This is a genomic window from Streptomyces sp. NPDC088553 (assembly GCF_044752965.1).
Taxonomy (GTDB): Bacteria; Actinomycetota; Actinomycetes; order Streptomycetales; family Streptomycetaceae; genus Streptomyces.
The window spans coordinates 1,141,808-1,158,630 of the sequence record NZ_JBIVMG010000001.1 but is presented as its reverse complement, the minus strand read 5'-3'; the positions used below and the strand labels follow the sequence as shown (position 1 = coordinate 1,158,630).

Here is a 16,823-nt window from a genome sequence, read left to right as displayed (position 1 = left end):
CGGATGTGGAAGCCCAGTAATGGGTGGAGCTGACCGGTACTAATAGGCCGAGGGCTTGTCCTCAGTTGCTCGCGTCCACTGTGTTAGTTCTGAAGTAACGAACTGTGTCGATTCCGGTTGGTTAACTTCATAGAGTTTCGGTGGTCATAGCGTTAGGGAAACGCCCGGTTACATTCCGAACCCGGAAGCTAAGCCTTTCAGCGCCGATGGTACTGCAGGGGGGACCCTGTGGGAGAGTAGGACGCCGCCGAACAATTTTTAGCCTCAACCCCCGGACCTTGTCCGGGGGTTGAGGCATTTTTGCGTTCCGGGCCCGGTCGGCGCCCCCTGTGCACCGGGGTGTTGCGGCTGCGGGTAAGGTCAGGGGGCATCGTCCTTACGTTCCCAGCAGGAGGCCCCCGGGTGGAGGTCCAGGAGACTCGCGTTCAGACCGACCGGGTCCTCACCATCCCCAACATTCTCAGCATGGCGCGTCTTGCCGGCGTGCCGCTGTTTCTGTGGTTGATTCTCCGTCCGGAGTTCGGTGGTCCCAACAGTGACGGCTGGGCGCTTCTCGTCCTGATGCTCAGTGGCGTCAGCGACTATCTCGACGGCAAACTGGCCAGGCGCTGGAACCAGATCAGCAACCTCGGCCGGCTGCTCGATCCCGCCGCCGACCGGCTGTACATCCTGTCCACTCTCGTGGGCCTCACCTGGCGCGAGATCCTGCCGTGGTGGCTGACCGCCGCCCTCCTGGCGCGCGAGGCCATGCTCCTGGTCATGGTGGCAATCCTCCGCCGTCACGGCTACCCGCCGCCGCAGGTGAACTTCCTCGGCAAAGCTGCGACTTTCAACTTGATGTACGCGTTCCCGTTGCTGCTTCTCAGTGACGGAACGGGCTGGCTTTCGTCACTCGCTGAAGTTTTCGGGTGGGCCTTCGCAGGATGGGGTACAACTCTGTATTGGTGGGCAGGGATCCTCTACGTGGTCCAGGTCCGTCGACTCGTGAAGGCGGATACCGCGGCCGATTGAGCCCGTCCGTCCTGTGCCGAGCAGCGTCGCCGGCAACAACGAGGACGCCCGAGGGCTTCTGAGCGGACAGGTGAAGTCGGCAGGACCGTCGTCTCTTCAAGGAGGACGCTTCCGACATGAAGGCCGTTGTGATGGCCGGTGGCGAAGGAACACGCCTTCGCCCTATGACCTCGAGCATGCCCAAGCCTCTACTGCCGGTGGTGAACCGGCCGATCATGGAGCACGTCCTACGACTGCTCAAGAGGCACGGTCTCAACGAGACCGTCGTGACCGTGCAGTTCCTCGCTTCCCTCGTCAGGAACTACTTCGGTGACGGCGAGGAACTCGGAATGGAGCTCACGTATGCCAACGAGGAGAAGCCACTCGGTACAGCGGGCAGCGTGAAGAACGCCGAGGAGGCGTTGAAGGACGACACCTTCCTCGTCATTTCGGGGGACGCGCTCACCGATTTCGATCTCACCGATCTCATCGCCTTTCACAAGGAGAAGGGCGGCCTCGTCACGGTCTGTCTCACCCGAGTTCCGAATCCACTGGAATTCGGCATCACGATCGTCGACGAAGAGGGCAAGGTCGAGCGCTTCCTGGAGAAACCCACCTGGGGCCAGGTCTTCTCCGACACCGTGAACACGGGCATCTACGTGATGGAGCCGGAGGTCTTCGACTACGTCCAGGCAGACGTTTCGGTGGACTGGTCGGGTGATGTCTTTCCACAGTTGATGAAGGAAGGCAAGCCGATCTACGGCTATGTCGCCGAGGGCTACTGGGAGGACGTGGGCACCCACGAGAGCTATGTGAAGGCCCAGGCGGACGTTCTTGAGGGCAAGGTCGAGGTCGAGATCGACGGCTTCGAGATCTCGCCGGGCGTGTGGGTGGCCGAGGGCGCCGAGGTACACCCCGACGCCGTGCTGCGGGGACCGCTCTACATCGGTGACTACGCCAAGGTCGAGGCCGGCGCAGAGATCCGTGAGCACACCGTCATCGGCTCGAACGTCGTGGTGAAGAGCGGTGCCTTCCTGCACAAGGCCGTCGTCCACGACAACGTCTACATCGGGCAGCAGAGCAATCTGCGCGGCTGTGTGATCGGGAAGAACACCGACATCATGCGGGCGGCCCGGATCGAGGACGGAGCCGTCATCGGGGACGAGTGCCTGGTCGGTGAGGAATCGATCGTGCAGGGCAACGTCCGCGTCTACCCGTTCAAGACGATCGAGGCCGGCGCCTTCGTCAACACCTCGGTCATCTGGGAGTCCCGCGGTCAGGCCCACCTCTTCGGGGCCCGAGGGGTCTCCGGCATCCTCAATGTGGAGATCACTCCCGAGCTGGCCGTCCGGCTGGCGGGGGCGTACGCCACGACCCTGAAGAAGGGCGCGACCGTCACCACGGCCCGTGACCACTCCCGGGGAGCGCGGGCGCTGAAACGAGCGGTGATCTCGGCGCTGCAGGCCAGTGCCATCGACGTACGGGACCTGGAGAACGTACCGCTGCCGGTGGCGCGGCAGCAGACCGCGCGGGGAAGCGCCGGCGGTATCATGGTGCGTACCTCACCCGGAGTGCCCGACTCCGTGGACATCATGTTCTTCGACGAGCGTGGTGCCGACCTGTCGCAGGGCGGGCAGCGCAAGCTCGACCGGGTGTTCGCGCGGCAGGAGTACCGCCGTGCGTTCCCCGGAGAGATCGGCGACCTCTCCTTCCCGGCGAGCGTCTTCGACTCGTACACCGGCTCCCTGCTGCGGAACGTCGACACCTCCGGAATCGCCGAGGCCGGACTGAAGGTCGTCGTGGACGCGTCCAACGGCAGCGCCGGGCTCGTACTGCCCAGCCTCCTCGGGCGGCTCCAGGTCGACTCGCTGACGATCAACCCTGGGCTCGACGAGTCCAGACCCACCGAGTCGGTCGAGAGCCGGCGGGCCGGGCTCGTACGCCTCGGGGAGATCGTGGCATCCGCGCGGGCGGCGTTCGGGGTGCGGTTCGACCCTGTCGGTGAGCGGCTCTCGCTCGTGGACGAGCGGGGTCGGATCATCGAGGACGACCGGGCGCTCCTGGTGATGCTGGACCTGGTGGCGGCCGAGCGGCGCTCGGGGCGGGTCGCGCTGCCGGTGACGACTACACGGATCGCCGAGCAGGTCGCCGCGTACCACGGCACGCAGGTGGAGTGGACGACGACCTCGCCGGACGACCTCACGAGGGTCGGGCGCGAGGAGTCGACGATCTTCGGCGGCGACGGGCGCGGCGGGTTCATCGTGCCCGAGTTCAGCAGCGTCTTCGACGGGGCCGCCGCCTTCGTGCGGCTCATCGGTCTCGTCGCGCGGACCCAGCTCACGCTGAGCCAGATCGACGCGCGGATTCCGCGGGCGCACGTCCTCAAGAGGGACATCGCGACGCCGTGGGCCGTGAAGGGGCTCGTGATGCGCCGGGTGGTGGAGGCGGCGGGCAGCCGCTCCGTGGACACCACCGACGGTGTGCGGGTGGTCGAGGCCGACGGGCGGTGGGTGATGGTGCTGCCCGACCCCGCCGAGGCCGTCACCCATCTGTGGGCCGAGGGACCCGACGACGCCTCCGCCCAGGCCCTGCTCGACGAATGGTCCGCAGTGGTCGACAGCGCAGGTAGCTGAGCGGATCGGACCGGCCGGCGGGGAGCACCCTCGGGGTGCCTCCCCGCCGGCTGGAGGGGCCATTCGGCGGTAGGCCGTGCGACGTGCGACGATGTGCGGCATGTCGCAGCAGCCCCCCGTTCGGAGCACCGGATCACCGCCGCCGCGCCCGGACGCGTCCATGTCGCTGCTGAACAACGTGATAGACCACGCCCTCGACGACGGCTACGCGGAGGCGACCGCCCGGCGTGCCGCCGAGGGCGGCGGGCTGCCCCGCAGCCTGCGGGCCAAGCTGGGCGTCGCCGCGGGCCTGGTGCTCGCCGCCGCCGTGGTGACCGTGGGCGCGGCCGAGGCGCGGATCTCGGCGCCCGTCGTCGCCAAGGAGCGGCAGGAGCTGATCGACCGGATCGAGGCGGAGACGTCCTCGGCCGAACAGCTGGAGCAGGACGTCGAGCGGATCCGGTCCGAGGTCGGCGAACGGCAGCGGCAGGCACTCCAGCACCACGGCGGCGACCAGGCCGAGCTCCTGGGGCTGCTCTCGGGCGCGACGCCCGTGCACGGCCCCGGTGTGAAGCTCGTCGTCAACGACGCCAAGAACACCGACACCGGGGGAGGCGGGCCGCGGGAGAGCAGCGGCTTCTCCGACACCGGCCGGGTGCGCGACCGGGACATGCAGCGCATCATCAACGGGCTCTGGGAGTCCGGCGCCGAGGCCGTCGCCATCAACGGTCAGCGACTGACCTCGCTGTCCGCGATCCGGGCCGCGGGCGACGCCATACTGGTCGACAACAAGCCGCTGGTGCCGCCGTACACCATCCTCGCGATCGGGGACGGGCAGCGGCTGAGCACCGCGTTCCAGGACAGCGCCGACGGGCAGTACCTGCACGCGCTGGTGGAGAACTTCGGGATCAGGAGCGGGATCACGGCCGAGGGCGACGTGCGCCTGCCGGCCGCGCCGAGCCTGACCGTACGTACCGCAGAGCCGAGGGGGGCCGGGGCGGCGACGCCGTCCGGTCGGGCCACGGCCGACACAGGGAAGGGCACATCGTGATCGCCGTACTGGGCCTGATCGTCGGAGTCGTGGTCGGACTGTTGGTCCGCCCCGAGGTTCCGGCGGTGGTCGAGCCCTATCTTCCGATCGCCGTGGTCGCCGCCCTCGACGCGGTCTTCGGCGGCCTCAGGGCCATGCTCGACGGGATCTTCGTCGACAAGGTCTTCGTGGTCTCGTTCCTCTCCAACGTGGTGGTGGCCGCCCTGATCGTCTTCCTCGGCGACAAGCTGGGCGTGGGCGCGCAGTTGTCGACCGGTGTGGTCGTCGTGCTGGGCATCCGGATCTTCTCCAACGCGGCCGCCATCCGGCGCCATGTCTTCCGGGCGTGAGGCCGATGAGCGAGAACCCGCAGAACCCTGAGAACCCCCAGAACTCTCAGAACCCCCAGAAGCCTCGGAACCCCCAGGAGCCTCAGGGCCCCCGGAGCTCCGAGAACGAGCGGGAGCCCGGGAGCCTCCGGAAGCCGCAGAGTGCCGGCGAGCCGGAGAGCGCCGGGAAGCCGGAGAGCCCGGGCGAGCCCGCGCGTGGCGGTACGACGGGCGAGCAGCACGAGGCGCCCTCGGATTCCGTCCATGACACGGCCGCGGACCACGACGTCCGCGTACCCGGATCCGGTCCCGTGCCGCCGGTCGCCCCCGCGGCCGAGCCGAGCGGGCGACGGCGGCTCGCCTCCGCGCTGTGGCCGCCCCGGGTGACCCGGGCCCAACTCGTCGTCGCGCTGTTGCTGTTCGTCCTCGGTCTCGGCCTGGCCATCCAGGTCTCCTCGACCAGCGACAACAGCGCGCTGCGCGGGGCGCGCCAGGAGGACCTGGTCCGGATCCTCGACGAGCTCGACGACCGTACGCAGCGCCTGGAGGACGAGAAGTCCCGCCTCGAGAAGCAGCGCACCGAGCTGGAGTCCAGCTCGGACCAGGCCGAGGAGGCGCGCAAGCAGACCCAGGAGAAGGAGCAGCAGCTCGGGATCCTGGCCGGCACCGTCGCGGCCGAGGGGCCCGGCATCACGCTGACCGTCGGCGACCCGAGCGGGGCCGTCGAGTCGGACATGCTGCTCGACGCCATCCAGGAGCTGCGCGCCGCCGGTGCCGAGGCGATCCAGGTCAACGGTGTCCGGGTGGTCGCGGACAGTTATTTCACCGGTGGCGGTGATGACATGCGGATCGATGGAACGAAGGTGGCCGCTCCGTACGTCTTCAAGGTCATCGGCAAGCCGGAGGATCTCGAGCCCGCGCTCAACATCCCCGGCGGCGTCGTGCAGACCCTGGAGAAGGAGCAGGCCACAGCCACGGTGGAGCGGTCGGCGAAGATCATCGTCGATGCCTTGCGGCCCGCGAAGCGGCCTGACTACGCTCAGTCGTCCTCGCAGTGAGAGGGAGACGCAGGGGGGTCCCGCGACAAGCGCAAGACGTTGCGGGGGGTCGGCGCACCACATCTGTGGTGCGTGGTGGAAACTGTCCGGAGGATACGGACGTTGTGAAGGTGTCCGGGTCGGCAGGTGTGATGGATCTCGGTTCGTCCTGCCCCACGGGCGGGTCTGTTTCGGTCAAGGGGAATCGCCCGTGAGTTTTTTTGCGAAGTTGTTCGGCAAGAGCGGACGCGAGGACGGCGGCAACGCCAAGCACCGCGCGTCGCGCCATGCCCAGAGCGAGGAGCAGGGCGGCGAACGCCCGCTGTTCCGCGATGAGGTCGGCGGCCAGGGCGGTGACGTTCCCGGCGCGTACGGCGCGTCGTCTGTTGACCCTGCCGGGGCCGCCCGCATAGGTTTCGGAGAACCATCGACCTCAAGTACGGGTGGAGGGTTTACCCCCGATCCGTACGCGACACAGACCTCGGCGGGTCAGCCGCGGCAGGAGGATGCGTCCATGCCGGTGTGTACGAGGTGCGGTCACCGCAACGCGGCCGACAGCCGTTTCTGCTCCCACTGCGGCACACCGCTGCGGGGTGGAGTCGCTCCGGAGCGGGCTTCCGAGACGACGTCGACGATCTCCATCTCGGGCCTTGAGGCGTACGACGCGGAGGTCACCGGCCAGACCCAGCTGCCCTCGCTCTCTCCCGAGGCGCTGGCGGCCGTCGAAGCCCTGCCGTCCGGTTCCGCGCTCCTCGTGGTGCGTCGTGGGCCGAACTCCGGCAGCCGTTTCCTGCTCGACGGTGAGCTGACGACGGCCGGCCGTCACCCGCAGAGCGACATCTTCCTGGACGACTTCACGGTCTCCCGGCGCCATGTCGAGTTCCGGCGGGCCCAGGACGGCAGCTTCACCGTCGCCGACGTCGGCAGCCTCAACGGCACGTACGTCAACCGTGAGCCGATCGACTCGGTCGTTCTGTCCAACGGCGACGAGGTGCAGATCGGTAAGTACCGCCTGGTCTTCTACTCGAGCCAGCGGGGCATGTAGCGCCTCGGAGAAGCCTTCAGGGAAGGTCCATGCTGCGAACACCGACGGGCGGTGCCGGATCCGGCACCGCCACCGCGGGCGACCGGCTGGTCAGCATCGGCACGGTGCTGAACCAGCTGCGCGACGAATTTCCCGAAGTGACCATCTCCAAGATCCGGTTCCTGGAGGCCGAGGGGCTCGTGGAGCCCCGGCGTACGGCCTCCGGGTACCGGAAGTTCAGCCCGCAGGATGTCGAGCGGCTCGCTCAGATCCTGCGGATGCAGCGGGACCACTATCTTCCGCTGAAGGTCATCCGTGAGCACCTCGACGCCCTCGCCAGGGGAGAGCAGATCAAGCTCCCGACCCCCGGGCGCCGGCGGGACCTGCTCGAAGGTGCCTGGGAGCAGGACGCCGAGCCCCCCACCGCCGCGCGGATCGGCCGTGCCGAACTGCTGGCCGCGGCCGAGGTCACCGAGACGGAGCTCCTCGAGTGGGAGTCGTACGGTCTGATCTCCGAGACGGACGCCGGCGGCTACGACCCCGAGACCGTGACCGTCGCGCGGCTCGTCGCGGATCTGGGGCGCTTCGGACTCGAACCCCGGCATCTGAGGGCCGTCAAGGCCGCCGCGGACCGGGAGGCCGGACTGATCGAGCAGGTCGTCGCGCCGCTGCGTCGGCACCGGAACCCGCAGACCAGAGCCCATGCGGAGGCCACCGCACAGGAGCTCGCCGCACAGTCGGTGCGGCTGCACGCCGCTCTCGTACAGACCGCGCTCGGGATTCGGCTGCAGTGAGCCCGTGAGGGGCTTTCGGGGCGGGTTGGTGCCCGGTTCGTGCCGGGTTCGAGGGGTGCTGGGGGCTGGCTTGGGAGAGCCCGACTATCCAAACCGGTCGGGCACGTCCTAGGGTTGCTGTGTGAACGAGCTCGACGTTGTGGGTGTCCGGGTGGAAATGCCCTCCAACCAGCCGATCGTGCTCCTGCGTGAAGTGGGAGGCGATCGGTACCTCCCCATCTGGATCGGACCGGGTGAGGCGACCGCGATCGCCTTCGCCCAGCAGGGGATGGCCCCTCCGCGGCCGCTGACGCACGACCTGTTCAAGGACGTGCTGGAGGCCGTGGGGCAGGAACTCACCGAAGTCCGCATCACGGATCTGCGTGACGGGGTCTTCTACGCCGAGCTGGTCTTCGCCAGCGGCGTCGAGGTGAGCGCGCGGCCTTCGGACGCGATAGCACTGGCCCTCCGGACCGGAACGCCGATCTACGGCAGTGACGGTGTCCTGGACGATGCCGGCATCGCGATTCCGGACGAGCAGGAGGACGAGGTGGAGAAGTTCCGCGAGTTCCTCGACCAGATCTCACCGGAGGATTTCGGGACCAACAGTCAGTGAGTCGAAGCGGCGTGGCCGCAGGCCGTTCGCGGGGTGCTGTCAGAGCATTCGAGTAGCCTTTCCCCGGCGAGAGAGATGGGAAACCACTCTCAGGGTGATTATCACTCGGCGTGCCGAGTGTGGCGATCGTTGACGCACCCCGAGTGACTGCCTACCTTCGTGTGGGCAGGTCAAGGACGGAGGGTCGGCGTGATGAGCAGCGCGGACGGTACGGCAGGGAGCTCGCTCGGACGCGTGTCCGGAGAGAGCGGTCCGTATCCGCTTCACGGCAGTGTGGGCGACTTCGGTACGGGAACGGGTGCGGGTACGGACGCCGGTGCGGGCGCGGGGGCCGGGGGTGCCTTCGGTGCCGGTGCCGGTCCTGGTGACGGTCCCGGTGTGGCGGGCGAGGCGGTCGGCTATCGCGGCCCCACGGCGTGCGCGGCGGCCGGGATCACCTATCGGCAGTTGGACTACTGGGCGCGTACCGGGCTCGTGGAGCCGAGCGTGCGGCCCGCTTACGGGTCGGGGACCCAGCGGCTCTACAGCTTCCGCGACGTCGTCGTGCTGAAGATCGTCAAGCGCTTCCTCGACACCGGTGTCGCCCTCCAGAACATCCGGGCCGCGGTGCAGCACCTGCGCGCGCGGGGCTTCCGCGACCTGGAGCGGATGACGCTCATGAGCGACGGGGCCACGGTGTACGAGTGCTCCTCGCCGGACGAGGTCGTCGACCTGCTCCAGGGCGGGCAGGGTGTCTTCGGCATCGCCGTCGGCGTGGTCTGGCGGGACGTCGAGGCGGCGCTCTCGCAGCTGCACGGGGAGCGGGTCGACACGGGCGAGACGCTCGTGGGGCACAACCCGGGGGACGAGCTGGCGGCGCGGAGGCGCCGGGACAAGGCGGTCTGAGGGGCGGAGTCGGCGTTCTCTGGGCCGTTGGGGCTTTGCCTTGGGGGCGGGGATTCCGGCTTCGGGGCGTTGCTTTTGGCTTCGGGTCGTTGCTTTGGGGCGGCGCCTTGGTGTGGCTTTGGCTTTGGCCTTGGTGGTCGGTTGCGGCTCGGGTCATGCGGTGTGGTGTGGCCTCGGCGGTCGGTTGCGGCTCGGGTCGTGCGGTGTGGTGGGGCTCGTTGTCAGTGGTGTGAGGCAGCATCGGACGTGTGAGAGCCGCGCCCACCATCCTGCATCTCGACATGGATGCCTTCTTCGCCGCCGCCGAGCAGGCGTCGAAGCCCAGCCTGCGCGGAAAGCCCGTGGTCGTCGGCGGCCTCGGGCCCCGGGGCGTGGTCGCCACCGCCTCGTACGAGGCGCGTCGCTTCGGAGTCCACTCGGCCATGCCCATGGGCCAGGCGCGGCGGCTCGCGCCGAACGCGGCCTATCTCGTACCCCGCTTCTCGTTCTACCGGTCGATCAGCGAGCAGGTCATGGAGCTGCTCGGAAGGCTCTCCCCGCTCGTGGAGCCGCTCAGCCTCGACGAGGCCTTCGTGGACCTGGAGGCCGGGGGCGTGGCCGACGACAGCGCGAGCGCGCGCGCCGCCGGTGAGCGGCTGCGGGTCGACATCCTGGCGACGACGGGGCTCACGGGGTCCGTGGGGCTCGCGGGATCCAAGATGATCGCGAAGATCGCTTCCGAGGAGGCGAAGCCCGACGGTCTCGTGCTGATCGAGCCCGGGACGGAGCGGGAGCTTCTCGCGCCGCGTTCGGTGCGGATCCTGCCCGGTGTCGGGCCGGCGACCGGGGAGCACCTCCGGCGGGCCGGGATGACCACGGTGTCCGACCTCGCGGAAGCGGGCGAGGACGAGCTCGTACGGCTCCTGGGGCGGGCGCACGGGGCCTCGCTGTACCTCATGGCCCAGGGGTACGACGATCGGCCCGTGGTGGCCGAGCGGGACGCGAAGTCGGTCTCGGTCGAGGACACGTTCGACATCGACCTGCACGACCGGGTCCGGATCAGGTTCGAGGTCGAACGGCTCGCGGAGCGGTGCGTGGGGAGGCTGCGGGCCTCCGGGCACTCCGGTCGGACCATCGTCCTGAAGGTGCGGCGCTTCGACTTCTCGACGCTCACGCGGTCCGAGACGCTCCGGGGGCCCACGGACGATCCGAGTGTGGTGCGGGAGGCGGCGGGGCGGCTGCTCGAGGCGGTGGATACCACCGGGGGCGTGCGGTTGCTGGGGGTCGGGGTGAGTGGGCTCGCGGACTATACGCAGGAGGATCTGTTCGCTCAGGCGGGGGCGGGGGCGGAAGGGGCTGCGGCGTCGGATTCGGCGTCTGCGTCTGCGCCGACGTCTGCGTCGGTGGAGGGAGCAGGGGGTGATGCGGCTGCTGCGGCGACCGGCGCGTCGGCTGTGGCATCTGTTGCGCCTGAGGCGCCTGAGCCCGTGGAGCGGCACTGGGCGCCCGGGCATGACGTGCGGCATGCCGTGTACGGCGCAGGGTGGGTGCAGGGGAGCGGGGTCGGGCGCGTGACGGTGCGGTTCGAGGAGCCGGGGTCGGAGCCGGGGCGGGTGCGGACGTTTGCGGTGGACGATCCGGAGCTGGAGCCGGGGGAGGCGTTGCCGCTGGTGGGGCGGGGGTGAGGCGCGGGGCCTGCCTTGGGGGCGTGGCCTGGCGGCCGGGCTTGGTGTTTCCCGCCCGCACCACCCGTGCTGCTGAGCCGGCAGAGGTGCGGGCCTTCCTGTGGGGTGCGAGCGCCGTTGGCGGCTGCGGCGGAGGTGGGGGTGGCTGCTGCCGTGGCGGTCGGGACCGGTGGCCCCCGGCCGGTCTGCGGGCCGGGGCTCCGTCCGGCCGTGGGCGGCTTCCCGCCCGTTGGCCGGTGGCTTCCCGCCCGGCTGCGCGCCGGTGGCCTCGTCTGGGCCCTGTGGCCGGTGGGTGCTCGGCGGACGGCCTCCCGCCCGTGGGCGGGCTGTGTGCCGTTCGTCGGGGGCCTCCTGCCGTGGCGGATGGCCTGCTGGCCGACCGTGGGGCCCCGCGCCGGCTGCGGGCGGGGCCTCGGGTGGTGGTCTTCTGGCTGGCCGTAGGTCTCCGCATGGGTGGACGGCCCCTGCCCGGCTTCGGGTGGGGGCCGTCCGGCCTCGGGGGGTCTTTCGCCCAGGTGCGCGTCCTCCGCCGGGCCCGCAGCCGGGAGCGGGCGGGTCTCGCCGCCGGCGCTGCGGGTCGGTGGGTTCTGCTCTGCTGGTTCTGGGCTCGTGGCCCCCGTCCGTCGTCGTCGGGGCCGGGTGGTTCCTACTGGCCTGCCAGGTGGCCGAAATCTGTGTCCGGTGTGTCCGTGGGGGGCGGGGGGAGGGCCAGGCTGTAGTGGCGGTAGAGCTGGAGCTCTTGTTCCGGGGAGAGGTGGCGGCCCACGCCGAAGTCGGGGGCGTCCTTGATCAGGGCGCGCTCGTACGGGATGTGGAGGCCGTTGTCGATGAGTTCGCTCGGCTCCAGGGGGACGAAGGCGTCCCTGCTGAACAGGCCCGTGCGGACCGCCGCCCATTCCGGGATGCCGGTCGCGTCGTCCAGGTACACCTCGTCCACGGTTCCGATCTTGTGCCCGTTCCGGTCGTACGCCTTGCGGCCGATCAGGCTGCGCGGATCGATATCGGTCTGCACGGTCCCTCCAACTGGTCGCAACTGCTCTACACCCCTACGAAAGTGCACAACTGGGATGTCGGCCACTTGAGCGATGGAAGCCGCAACCTCGCTGGTAGGCTGGCTGTGGCTGTCGACCCCGTGCGGGAGAGTCCCCCGGAGAAACCTTCCGGTGGGCGCCGAAGGAGCAAATCCTCCCCGGAATCTCTCAGGCCCCTGTACCGCGCGGACGAGGTCACTCTGGAAAGCAGAGCGGTGTCCGACGGCATGCGCTCTCACCGACGGTGAAAGCCGGCGTGCCGTGAGGCGTGCCGGTGAAACTCTCAGGTTGAGATGACAGAGGGGGAGGCCGTCCGGGTACCCGCGCCGTGGTGCCCCTCGCAGGTCGTGACGACCAGGAGGCCTCCGTACATGACCGCCAACCGCATTCCGCTCTCCGAACTCGAACAGGGCATCCCGTTCGAGCAGCGGCACATCGGGCCCGACGCCGAGGCGCGCGCCAAGATGCTCGCCCAGGTCGGTTACGGCTCCCTCGACGAGCTCACTGCCGCCGCGGTGCCGGACGTCATCAAGAACACCGAGGCGCTGGGCCTGCCGGCCGCGCGCACGGAGGCCGAGGTGCTCGCCGAGCTGCGCTCGCTCGCCGACCGCAACCAGGTCCTCGCGCCCATGATCGGTCTCGGCTACTACGGGACCTTCACGCCGCCGGTGATCCTCCGGAACGTGATGGAGAACCCCGCCTGGTACACGGCGTACACGCCGTACCAGCCGGAGATCTCGCAGGGACGCCTCGAGGCCCTGCTGAACTTCCAGACCGTCGTCGCCGACCTGACCGGGCTGCCCACCTCCGGCGCCTCGCTGCTCGACGAGGGCACCGCCGCCGCCGAGGCCATGGCGCTCTCCCGGCGCGTCGGCAAGGTCAAGAACGGTGTCTTCCTCATCGACGCCGACGCCCTGCCGCAGACGATCGCCGTCATCGAGACCCGCGCCGAGCCGACCGGTGTCGAGGTCGTCGTCGCCGACCTGAGCGAGGGCATCCCCGCCGAGGTCGCCGAGCGCGGTGTCTTCGGTGTGCTCCTCCAGTACCCCGGTGCCTCCGGTGCCGTGCGGGACATCAAGCCGCTGATCGACGCCGCCCACGAGCTCGGTGCGATCGTCACCGTCGCCGCCGACCTGCTCGCGCTCACGCTGCTCACCTCGCCCGGCGAGCTCGGGGCCGACATCGCCGTCGGTACGACGCAGCGCTTCGGCGTCCCGATGGGCTTCGGCGGACCCCACGCCGGTTACATGGCCGTCCAGGACAAGCACGCCCGCTCCCTGCCCGGCCGTCTCGTGGGTGTCTCCGTCGACGCCGACGGGAACCGCGCGTACCGCCTGGCGCTGCAGACCCGCGAGCAGCACATCCGCCGCGAGAAGGCCACCAGCAACATCTGTACCGCTCAGGTGCTGCTCGCCGTCATGGCCGGTATGTACGCCGTCTACCACGGTCCCGAGGGCCTCCAGGGCATCGCGCGCCGCACCCACCGGTACGCCGCGATCCTGGCCGCCGGCCTCACCGCCGGGGGCGTGGAGCTCACCCAGGGCGCCTTCTTCGACACCCTCACCGCCCGGGTGCCCGGCAAGGCCGACGAGGTCGTGGCCGCCGCCCGCGAGGCCGGTGTGAACCTCTACCGCGTCGACGCGGACCACGTGTCCATGTCGTGCGACGAGACCACCGGGCGCGCCCAGCTCGCCGCCGTGTGGGGCGCCTTCGGCGTGACGGCCGACGTCGAGGCCCTGGACGCCACCACCGAGGACACGCTGCCCGCCGGGCTGCTGCGCTCCGACGCGTACATGACCCACCCGGTCTTCCACGCGCACCGCTCCGAGACCTCGATGCTGCGCTACCTGCGCAAGCTCGCCGACCGCGACTACGCGCTCGACCGCGGCATGATCCCGCTCGGCTCCTGCACGATGAAGCTGAACGCGACGACCGAGATGGAGTCGGTGACCTGGCCCGAGTTCGGTCAGATGCACCCCTTCGCCCCGGTCGAGCAGGCGCAGGGCTACGTCACGCTCATCACCGAGCTGGAGGAGCGTCTCGCCGAGGTCACCGGCTACGACAAGGTGTCGATCCAGCCGAACGCCGGTTCGCAGGGCGAGCTGGCCGGTCTCCTCGCCGTCCGCGCCTACCACCGCGCCAACGGTGACGAGCAGCGCACCGTCTGCCTCATCCCGTCCTCCGCGCACGGCACCAACGCCGCCTCCGCTGTGATGGCCGGCATGAAGGTCGTCGTCGTCAAGACCGCCGACGACGGCGAGGTCGACGTCGCGGACCTGCGCGCCAAGATCGAGCAGTACCGCGACGAGCTGTCCGTGCTGATGATCACCTACCCGTCGACGCACGGCGTCTTCGAGGAGCACGTCGCCGACATCTGCGCCGAGGTCCACGAGGCCGGCGGTCAGGTGTACGTCGACGGTGCCAACCTCAACGCGCTGGTCGGTCTCGCCAAGCCGGGGCACTTCGGCGGCGACGTCTCGCACCTGAACCTGCACAAGACCTTCTGCATCCCGCACGGCGGCGGCGGCCCGGGCGTCGGCCCGGTCGGTGTGCGCGCGCACCTCGCCCCGTACCTGCCGAACCACCCGCTCCAGCCCACCGCGGGCCCGGAGACCGGCGTCGGCCCGATCTCGGCCGCCCCGTGGGGCTCCGCGGGCATCCTGCCGATCTCGTGGTCGTACGTGCGCCTCATGGGCGGCGAGGGCCTCAAGCGCGCCACCCAGGTCGCCGTCCTCGCGGCGAACTACATCGCCAAGCGCCTGGAGCCGCACTTCCCGGTGCTCTACACCGGCCCGGCCGGTCTGGTCGCCCACGAGTGCATCGTGGACCTGCGCCCGCTGTCCAAGGCGACGGGCGTCACGGTCGACGACATCGCCAAGCGGCTGATCGACTACGGCTTCCACGCGCCGACGATGTCGTTCCCGGTGGCCGGCACGCTGATGATCGAGCCGACCGAGTCCGAGGACCTGACCGAGCTCGACCGCTTCTGCGACACCATGATCGCGATCCGGGCCGAGATCGAGAAGGTCGCCTCGGGCCAGTGGCCCGCCGACGACAACCCGCTGCACAACGCCCCGCACACCGCGGCCGCGCTGGGCGGCGAGTGGAACCACGCGTACACGCGGGACGAGGCCGTCTTCCCGGCCGGTGTCTCGGCCGCCGACAAGTACTGGCCGCCGGTGCGCCGCATCGACGGTGCCTTCGGCGACCGGAACCTGGTCTGCTCCTGCCCGCCGCTGGACGAGTACGACAACTGAGCATGACATCGGCCGCGTACGACGGTCGGACGTGAATCGAGGGCCGGTTCGGAGCATGTCTCCGGGCCGGCCCTCGGGCGTCGCGCGTGCCGTCAGGCGGCGGTCGTCACCTGGCCCGCCGACAACGGCCGGTGGGGGGCGATGATCTGCCCGTCCGGCAGGAGCTCGCCGGTGTCCTCGAAGAGCAGGACGCCGTTGCACAGCAGGCTCCAGCCCTGCTCCGGGTGGTGTGCCGTCAGTCGGGCCGCCTCACGGTCGGCGGAGTCGGCGGTGGGACAGGCAGGCTGGTGCTGGCACATGGGTGGGTTCTTTCGCTGCGTCGTAGTGGATGTCCTGCGGCTCTTCGCGCTCATCGCCGCCCCCGTCGGTCGGTTCGGTTCCGATCCCAGTCTTGCCCCATGGACGGTCTTCCGCAGGGATTTCGCGGCAGCTCGTCCTTTCCTGGGAAGACGCATCACCCGCAGGGGCGGTTCAGGTCAACTGCACCGTCTCTTTGGGTGGTTCGGAGTGGTCCCAGTGGGCTAGTCCGTCCGGGAGGGGTGTTCGGGCGACGCGTTCGGGCCGGGTTCTCGGACAGCAGTACGCCCCGTGACCCGGGCGGGTCACGGGGCGGTGACGCTCGTGCGGTGGATCAGGCGGGCGCCGCCGAGCCCAGGAGGGGCGGCGGCGCGAGGCGCGTACTGAGCACGGGCAGGAGGTCGGCGACCTGGTACGGGCGGTGGGCCGCGATCCCCGGCGGGGCGGGCGCGAGCGGCACCATCAGATCCGCCGCGGCCGGGGTGGTGGTGGCACCGTCCGCCTCCGGCTCGGCGTGCAGCCAGAGGGTCAGCATGTAGAGCTCCGGTACGGAGAGCAGCCGCGGCTGGTACGGGCCGGGCAGTGCCTCGGCCTGGAGCAGCGCCCGCTCCGTCGCGGTGACGTAGGGCCCCTCGAAGAAGTGGGAGAAGGACCAGCCGTCCGGGGTCAGCATGGTGTCCGCGGCGGCGATGGCCCGGCCCCCGTTCCTGATCAGGAAGCGCCAGCCGGCGAGGCGGGTGCGGGGGGCCTGCCCGGGTGTCCCGGCCACGCCGAGGACGTGTACGGGCAGGGGGAGTTCGGGGCTCAATGGTCCCTGCGCGGCCCGCAGGGCGGGAGTTCGCGCCTCGCGGACGGCGGTCGGTGAGCCGAGGGCCGCGAGGACACTGCGGAGGGCCGGCGCAGGGGCCGGGGAGGGTCGGAGCATGGTGGGTCGCCTCTCACTCAGGAGACACGGTGACGCGTGGGCAGGTACGACGGCGCTGTCGGCGGCGGGGCCAGGGGAGGGCCATGAGGCCATGGCCGGGCGCCAACACTCTGCCTCGTCCGCGGAGTTTATACGACACGTGTTCACGGAGTGTTTCCGCTAGACGCCGCGGATATTCCTGACAAGGCGTCATCGAGCCGTAAAAAAAGGGTCGTAGAAGCGGAATCCGGGGGTGCTGGTGCTCCCACCTGCGTATTCCTCGCGGAGTTGGACGGCTGAATTCATGCCCCCGGTTCCGGGACAATAGGACATTGGTATATGTCGATTGTTCCGTGCCCTTGGGATGTGACGGT

The 16,823-nt window shown here is 69.9% G+C and carries 14 protein-coding genes, 1 rRNA gene and 1 riboswitch; of the genes, 12 read left to right on the top strand and 3 right to left on the bottom strand.

Annotation, left to right across the window (positions count from 1 at the left end; all coding sequences use genetic code 11):
- Positions 1-136: 136 nt before the first annotated feature.
- From rrf to ACIP8Z_RS05115, 11 genes are all read left to right on the top strand, one after another.
- Positions 137-253, top strand: a 5S ribosomal RNA gene (gene rrf, locus ACIP8Z_RS05165).
- 149 nt (positions 254-402) lie between these two features.
- Positions 403-1,011: a CDP-alcohol phosphatidyltransferase family protein gene (locus ACIP8Z_RS05160; protein ID WP_030316448.1), complete on the top strand. Its 609-nt coding sequence runs from the start codon at positions 403-405 to the stop codon at positions 1,009-1,011.
- A gap of 116 nt (positions 1,012-1,127) precedes the next feature.
- Positions 1,128-3,623 carry a sugar phosphate nucleotidyltransferase gene (locus tag ACIP8Z_RS05155; protein WP_402078828.1) on the top strand — a complete coding sequence of 832 codons (2,496 nt, stop codon included), beginning with the start codon at positions 1,128-1,130 and terminating at the stop codon, positions 3,621-3,623.
- Positions 3,624-3,723: 100 nt separating this feature from the next.
- Positions 3,724-4,653, top strand: a complete 930-nt coding sequence (locus ACIP8Z_RS05150; RefSeq protein WP_402078825.1) for a DUF881 domain-containing protein — start codon at positions 3,724-3,726, stop codon at positions 4,651-4,653.
- A complete protein-coding gene (locus tag ACIP8Z_RS05145; protein WP_015032176.1) occupies positions 4,650-4,982 on the top strand; it encodes a small basic family protein in 333 nt (110 codons plus the stop codon). The genes ACIP8Z_RS05150 and ACIP8Z_RS05145 overlap by 4 nt, the downstream gene beginning before the upstream one ends.
- Positions 4,979-6,019, top strand: coding sequence for a DUF881 domain-containing protein (locus ACIP8Z_RS05140; RefSeq protein ID WP_402078822.1), 1,041 nt, complete (start codon positions 4,979-4,981; stop codon positions 6,017-6,019). The genes ACIP8Z_RS05145 and ACIP8Z_RS05140 overlap by 4 nt, the downstream gene beginning before the upstream one ends.
- 61 nt (positions 6,020-6,080) lie before the next feature.
- Positions 6,081-7,043, top strand: a complete 963-nt coding sequence (locus ACIP8Z_RS05135) for an FHA domain-containing protein (RefSeq protein WP_402078940.1) — start codon at positions 6,081-6,083, stop codon at positions 7,041-7,043.
- Between the two features lie 29 nt (positions 7,044-7,072).
- The gene (locus tag ACIP8Z_RS05130; protein ID WP_402078820.1) at positions 7,073-7,816 is read left to right on the top strand and encodes a MerR family transcriptional regulator; all 744 of its coding nucleotides are present in this window, start codon (positions 7,073-7,075) and stop codon (positions 7,814-7,816) included.
- 121 nt (positions 7,817-7,937) lie between these two features.
- Positions 7,938-8,411: a bifunctional nuclease family protein gene (locus ACIP8Z_RS05125; RefSeq protein ID WP_015032172.1), complete on the top strand. Its 474-nt coding sequence runs from the start codon at positions 7,938-7,940 to the stop codon at positions 8,409-8,411.
- 192 nt (positions 8,412-8,603) lie between these two features.
- Positions 8,604-9,296 carry a MerR family transcriptional regulator gene (locus ACIP8Z_RS05120; protein ID WP_402078817.1) on the top strand — a complete coding sequence of 231 codons (693 nt, stop codon included), beginning with the start codon at positions 8,604-8,606 and terminating at the stop codon, positions 9,294-9,296.
- A 248-nt stretch (positions 9,297-9,544) separates the two neighbouring features.
- Positions 9,545-10,960 carry a DNA polymerase IV gene (locus ACIP8Z_RS05115; protein WP_402078814.1) on the top strand — a complete coding sequence of 472 codons (1,416 nt, stop codon included), beginning with the start codon at positions 9,545-9,547 and terminating at the stop codon, positions 10,958-10,960.
- A gap of 646 nt (positions 10,961-11,606) precedes the next feature.
- Here the strand turns inward: ACIP8Z_RS05115 and ACIP8Z_RS05110 are convergent.
- Positions 11,607-11,972, bottom strand: coding sequence for a PRC-barrel domain-containing protein (locus ACIP8Z_RS05110; protein WP_073901970.1), 366 nt, complete (start codon positions 11,970-11,972; stop codon positions 11,607-11,609).
- A 113-nt stretch (positions 11,973-12,085) separates the two neighbouring features.
- A riboswitch (glycine riboswitch) is annotated at positions 12,086-12,185 on the top strand.
- A gap of 177 nt (positions 12,186-12,362) precedes the next feature.
- Here ACIP8Z_RS05110 and gcvP point away from each other — a divergent pair.
- A complete protein-coding gene (gene gcvP / locus ACIP8Z_RS05105) occupies positions 12,363-15,248 on the top strand; it encodes an aminomethyl-transferring glycine dehydrogenase (RefSeq protein WP_402078811.1) in 2,886 nt (961 codons plus the stop codon).
- Between the two features lie 92 nt (positions 15,249-15,340).
- On the opposite strand, the gene ACIP8Z_RS05100 is transcribed toward gcvP, so the two are convergent.
- Both ACIP8Z_RS05100 and ACIP8Z_RS05095 read right to left on the bottom strand, forming a co-directional pair.
- Positions 15,341-15,547, bottom strand: coding sequence for a DUF5999 family protein (locus ACIP8Z_RS05100; RefSeq protein WP_030316472.1), 207 nt, complete (start codon positions 15,545-15,547; stop codon positions 15,341-15,343).
- A 332-nt stretch (positions 15,548-15,879) separates the two neighbouring features.
- Positions 15,880-16,470: a hypothetical protein gene (locus ACIP8Z_RS05095; protein WP_319311443.1), complete on the bottom strand. Its 591-nt coding sequence runs from the start codon at positions 16,468-16,470 to the stop codon at positions 15,880-15,882.
- Positions 16,471-16,823: the final 353 nt, after the last annotated feature.